The sequence below is a fragment of the Streptomyces sp. NPDC005811 genome (assembly GCF_040630405.1).
In the GTDB taxonomy this organism is placed as follows: Bacteria; Actinomycetota; Actinomycetes; order Streptomycetales; family Streptomycetaceae; genus Streptomyces.
In genome coordinates this window covers 1-5,748 of sequence record NZ_JBEXXK010000120.1, presented here as the reverse complement: position 1 = coordinate 5,748, position 5,748 = coordinate 1, and the positions used below count along the sequence as shown (strand labels likewise).

Genomic DNA, 5,748 nt, shown 5'->3' with positions numbered 1-5,748 from the left:
GGAAGAGCCCTATCGACTACGAACACGACTACTGGGCCAGCTTCACCGAGGAGCTGGCTGCATAGGAAGGTCTCCACAGTTCGAGGGGATTGACATCTTCGACAGCCTGCCGGTGCGCCTGTGTCCTGCCTGCGAGCAGAAGATCGACATCCACCGCGATCACCCAGAGGGCACTTGCTACGTCTGCACCCAGCCAGTGACCGAGGACCAGCGCAGACGACGCGGAGAACTGGAGAAGCGGTCCCTGGCCGCAGAGGCCGACGACCTCCAAGAAGTCATTGCCCGAACCAGAAGCGACCTCGACCAAGCAAAAGCCGACCACCGGCACGCCCAGAGCACCCATCAAGACATCGCCAGGCAGCTGAACGTCGACCGGGCCGCCCGCCTTGCACCGTTCATGGCCAGACTCGAAGAGATGGCTGCCCAGACCGCCGCCCTGGAACAAAAACTCATGGCGCTGCCCGCCATCGAGCAGATGCTTACCCGCAAGACTGCCGCCACGCAGACGAGCCAGGCGGCCCAAGAGAGGCTGAACCGACTGAAGCAGCAAATTGATGAAACCCCCACCACAGGGAGAACGCCCATCGACCGCTGCGCCCTGTTCGCTGATCGGATGAACGAATTCCTCAATCGCCACCGCGATGATGTCTGGGTGGCAGGGAATGTGGCGATCAGCGCGGACGACCTGACCTTCTACGTTGGGACCCGCCCCTGGAGCCAAGTTCTCGGAGCCGAGGCCCGAGTGTTGTTCTTCCTCGCCTATAGCAGGGCCCTACTTTTCCTGGCCAGGGACCTGGGGGACGACGGCCCGTACCCGGGACTCCTCATGCTCGACAACCCCTTTCAGCAGGGAATCGCAAGCGACGTCGTTCACGAAGTTCTCCGTGACATTGCCGATGCCGCCCAAGCCACCGGCGCACAGGTGATTTCCACGCAGGCCGTACCAGTACCACGTCTCTCCCGTGGCATCGAACAGATCATTATGCCGAACACCTACATTGGCGAACCTGAGAGCTGACGGCCACAAGGTCTTCACCGCCTTCCGCAGTACAGGTCGTTTGGCGCGGACCGGTTTGGCTGGCCCCATCCGGGCCAAGGCCGTCGGCCCCAGCCAAGTGATCGGGACATCCGGTCCGGGAGAAGTGGCCCTACCGGCAGGCCGACGGACGCGTGCGAGCCCGGATGATGGCATGTCCCGCAGGTCACCATGCAGACTCCTCTTCCTTCTTCTCTACGTGGGTGAGCGAGGTCCGATTCGGTCAGCTATGACCCGGGTCCACCACCGGCTCACTCAACACCTTGACCAGAACGGCATTGGCGACCTGCGTGAGTCGGCCAAGCTGTACTGCCTCGAACTGGAAGTACGGGTTGACCTGGAACGGCCCCGCGTGGCCGCCGTAGCCGAGGACCTGCTCCGATCCGAACAGCGTCCCTCGGTGCCCCGTATGCGAGCGCTGGTCGTACAGCGGGCCCGCGAGCTCCTTCACCTGCTTCTGCGTCAGCACGGTCTTGAGTGCTTTCCGGAACCGCTTCTCGGCAACTCCCTTGCGATGCTTGCACTCGGGATGGCAGTCGCACATAGAGTCGGGGACGGACCTCATGCCGACGCCCTCGATCGCGGCTACGAAGGTGAGCAGCGAGAGCGACGGATGACGTCTCCCCAGGCGTACGGCCTCGTAGTACGCGCTGAGCGCGGTCTCCAGTTCGGGGTCGCCGTCCAGCCTCTCCCATGCCCCAAGCACCCACAGCGGCAGCCTCCAGTTTCCTGTCCCCGGAGGGACCTCCCCGGTCCACTCCTCCCCGTGCGGGCTCGGGAATTCGGGACCGACCGAGGTCGGGATCTTCAGAACCGACCCGTCGGGGCCCTGAGGCCAGGGGAATGTCCGGGGCTCCCACAGCTGCCTCCGGTGCAGCGTCAGGAGAGCGCAGAGACGGCGCAACTGCGCCTGAGCGACCGGGACAACAGGCTCCCAGTGGTAGGTCTCGACCTGGCCGGTGACGACGACGGGGAAGCTGCGGGAGACCGTGATGAACTGCGAGTCGACTCGGTCCTGCCCTCGGAACTCGCGCATGTGGACACCACCGGGGGCGAGGGTCAGCGGCCCTATGTCTGTCGCCCTGATCTGCCCTAAGGGGTGGAATCCCTGCACGGCGGACGGGCTGACCCCAACGAGCGCATCCCATACGTGAGTCCGCTGGTGGTGTCCGATCTCGTCCACGGCCTTCCGCGCGCCAGTCCGCCAGGGGTCTACCTGGTCCGGTGACGGGGTGCCGACGTCGCCGACGACCGTGCAGCTGATGCCGTCGGGGTGAGGATGGACGCGCAGGATGCTCGTCATGGAGTCGTCGAGGGGCGGCCCCATTTCCACCGGGCCGCCGTGGCTGTCAGTGCCGCTGATGCTGCGAAACCCTCCGCCCATGGCGTTCCCAAGGTGGTGGGCCCACTCGTTGCCGTGCTCGGTGAAGTCCACGGGGAAGGTCCCGATGCTCTGTTCCCACACGATGGCCCCCGGCCGCTTCGACGACGTCGAGGGTCGCTGACCACAGCTGCCAGGACCTCGACGTCCCACGATCAAGGTCATCATCCCGTTTGTGTCCAGAGGGACGCCACTCAATACAGTCGTCACAGGCCCGCCCTGCCAGTGTGAAGCGTGTGACGACCCGGTGTGCGGTCGCCCACCCGTCCCCGGCTTGGAGGGAGCGATGGCGATCCTGCTCGTCCTCATCGCCATCTGGGGAGAACTGCAGGACCACGCCTCACGCCCGAGCCGTGGCCGCCGACGTCCGGTGCCACGCCGCGGCCCTGCCCAAGGACGACGGCCGCGGCGCCCTCGCCGAAGTCGTCCTGCGCGAAGCCGACGGACGCCTGTCCACCCCGCTGGAAGGCACCGCCCGCTGTGTTCAGAACCGCGCCCGCCTCGTACGGGCCCTCTACACGCGGCTGGACCGCCTCACCGAACCCGTTCCGGCCGCTCCGTAGCCCGCGTTGGTGTCCTGCGTGGCCGCTTGCGCGAGGGGCTGCATGTTGCGTCCCACCATCAAGCCTGGGTCGGGCGCGCGTGACAACGGTTCGCGCGCCACAGTGCGTACGCTGCGAGCGTTTGACCGTTCCTTGAGGAAGAGCTGTGGATGACTGAGAACTTGTCTGTGCCCGGGCCGCGCCGGGACCTGGCGATGCACAACGACTGGTGGGCTTCGGGCTGGGACCACGTTCTGCCCCGCCAGGGCTTCCCGCTGACGATGCTGATCGGGACCGCGAGCCAGCCCGGTTTCACCGGCTCCCTGGACGGCCTCCTTCAGGAGCTCTTCGACGGCCACTGGGACATGATCGGCGGCGATCTCGACGGCGTCCTCACGTTCTCGTGGCCCGATGAGGAATGGGACTACGAGGAGGCGCCGGAGGGGCGCGAAGCGAACGAGGCGAACTGCTGGGAGACGTTCGGCGCCATGCTCACGGCCGCCGGCTACCCGGTGCCCACCACCGTGCGGGACCTGTCCGAGCTCTACCTGACGTGGGGCCTGGCCCGCCGCGAAGAGACGCCGGACGGCACCCGATGGTCCATGCCCGCCGCGCTGCCACTGCCGGGCGACCTGCTGCCCCTGGACCCCGAACTCACCGAGCGCCTCGACGGGATCCGCTGGACGATGCGCACCGGCCCGCTCCTCGACACCCTCATCGACCACCTGGTCAACGATCTGGGTGAACCGGCAGAGACCCTCACCTCCCTGGACCGGCTGGCGGCAGCCACGGGCAAGGACGTCGACGACGTCCGGCTCGCTCTCGCGGAACTCGTGAAATCCGGCGACGCCCGCGTCCAGCGCGGCGAGCAGCTGGCAGACGCGGAGCGCCTAGAGGCCCACCGCCGCTTCCGCCTGGTCATGGACTGGGAGCACTTCCACGAGAACCGCATCCAGGTGAGCCGCGGGTGACTGAGGCCGCGCACGGCACCGTGGGGACCAGCGACACGCGCCTGATCGTGCTCCGCGGCAACAGCGCCTCGGGGAAGTCGTCCGTCGCGGCTGGCCTGCGCGAGAAGTTCGGCCGCAACCTCGCGATCGTCGCCCAGGACAACCTGCGCCGCATCGTGCTGCGCGAACGCGACCGCCCCGGGGCTGCGAACATCGGCCTGATCGACCTCACCGCCCGATACGCCCTGGACCACGGCTTCCACGTCGTCGTCGAAGGCATCCTGTACGCCGACCGCTACGGAACGATGCTCCAGGACCTGGTGCGCGCCCACCGTGGCGTCTCACGCTGCTACTACCTCGACGTGCCCTTCGAGGAGACGGTGCTCCGGCATGCGACGAAACCCGATGCCGAGTACCTTGCGCACGTCAACGAGGGCCACCTACGCGACTGGTACCGAGAGAAGGACCTGCTCCCCAACGGCCTGGAGACCGTTGTCGACGCGGCCAGCACCCTGGACGACACGGTCCAGCAGATCCTCTCCCAGAGCGGCCTGGACGGCATTCTCCCGATCGACCCCTGAGGGGCGCCACCGCAGTACGGTCATCATCACGGCACCGACGACGGCACACACCACCGGACCCAGGGGGCGATGGGCGTGGAGAAACGGATCGCAGAGCATCCATTGGGGCGGCGAGTGGCGACGTCACCTCCGCTCTGATGCCGAGATGGATCTCGTGCGCTTGTGGAAGCGCCGTGTCGAATGCCCGACCTGCAAGGCAGCCGCAGGGCGGGCCTGCCGCGCCGCGGGCGGCCGCCCGACCAGCGAACACCGTGCACGCCGTGACGCCGTCGGCCCCATCCCGTACGCGAAGTGGCGAAAGGAGGGCCTCATCCCGCAGCAGCGGACGTACACGATTCCGGCCGTGCTCAAGGAGTCGGAGAAGGCCCGCGCCGACTACAAGGTGGACACCGCCCTGGCCGACGGTGTGGCGGTCGTCCGGATGTTCCTCGCCGACCGACTCGGGTTGTTCCTCCAGGGCGAGGAGGCCATGGACCGCATCGACGACGCCGTGCGCAAACTGACCGAGGTCCGCGGCCCGGTGGGGACGGCCGACGTGGTCACTGTCCTCGCCGGCCAAGTCGCCTCGCTGCTGGCTGCGAGCGCCGGACCCGACGGCGATCCGGAGGCCCTGTTCGACACGATGATCCGCGCGCAGATCGACATGGTCCGCAGGATGAATGCGATCGAGAAGGAACGAGCCGACAGCTGACCGGGCGGTCAACGCCCGTCGTGACCGCGATCTGGGCAACGGACACTCAGCCTCGGCGATTGGGAACACGGACGGCTGGCGGGCCAAGGAGATGTACAACTGCAGTACCACGTGCACGCTGTGCGAAAGGTGTCGGGTTGGTGGGGTGGGGGCCAGGGACTGTGCTCCCTCTTCCGCGTCCTGAAGGCCCGCCGCCTGGTCTTCACTGACCCAGCCGCCCAGGTGCTCCTGAGAGCCCTGGTCGTCTTCCATTCCCTGACTGCCCACCAGGTCCTGCACCTGCTCCTCACACACGTCCACGACAGGCACCTCGACACCGACGGCCGCTGGATCCCGCTCGCCGAGTCCGTGTCCCGGTGCCGGCTGCCTACCTCGACCACTGCCGCGGTCATGGCCCACGACCGCGGCAGTGGTCGCCGTAAGAGCGCAGGCCGCGGGTGCTCCAGGGGCTGTTGCCCTTTCGCCGCGGTCTACCGTTACTGACTTTTGCGACGTAATGTCGTTGGGGGCTGACGATGTGTGATCGTTGCGGTATGCCGGTTGTGTGAGATATCCGCAGGGTGGTGG

The 5,748-nt window shown here is 67.2% G+C and carries 5 protein-coding genes and 1 pseudogene; 5 read left to right on the top strand and 1 reads right to left on the bottom strand.

The genetic code is table 11. From position 1 onward, the window contains the following. Window positions 1–1,018, top strand: a 1,018-nt coding sequence (locus ABZ490_RS51845; protein WP_359007976.1) for a hypothetical protein, incomplete at its 5' end; no start/stop codon positions are given. 241 nt (window positions 1,019–1,259) lie between these two features. On the opposite strand, the gene ABZ490_RS51840 is transcribed toward ABZ490_RS51845, so the two are convergent. Beyond that, a complete protein-coding gene (locus ABZ490_RS51840) occupies window positions 1,260–2,471 on the bottom strand; it encodes a hypothetical protein (protein WP_359007973.1) in 1,212 nt (403 codons plus the stop codon). Window positions 2,472–2,752: 281 nt separating this feature from the next. Between ABZ490_RS51840 and ABZ490_RS51835 the strand changes: the two are divergent. The 4 genes and pseudogenes from ABZ490_RS51835 to ABZ490_RS51820 form a co-directional block, all read left to right on the top strand. Beyond that, window positions 2,753–2,980, top strand: a pseudogene (locus ABZ490_RS51835) (restriction endonuclease); the annotation flags it as partial. A gap of 149 nt (window positions 2,981–3,129) precedes the next feature. After that, window positions 3,130–3,930 carry a DUF6042 family protein gene (locus ABZ490_RS51830; protein WP_359007970.1) on the top strand — a complete coding sequence of 267 codons (801 nt, stop codon included), beginning with the start codon at window positions 3,130–3,132 and terminating at the stop codon, window positions 3,928–3,930. Beyond that, the gene (locus tag ABZ490_RS51825; RefSeq protein WP_359007967.1) at window positions 3,927–4,490 is read left to right on the top strand and encodes an AAA family ATPase; all 564 of its coding nucleotides are present in this window, start codon (window positions 3,927–3,929) and stop codon (window positions 4,488–4,490) included. Before ABZ490_RS51830 ends, ABZ490_RS51825 begins: the two co-directional genes overlap by 4 nt. A gap of 145 nt (window positions 4,491–4,635) precedes the next feature. Beyond that, complete coding sequence (locus ABZ490_RS51820; RefSeq protein ID WP_359007964.1) at window positions 4,636–5,181, top strand: hypothetical protein; 546 nt, start codon at window positions 4,636–4,638, stop codon at window positions 5,179–5,181. Window positions 5,182–5,748: the final 567 nt, after the last annotated feature.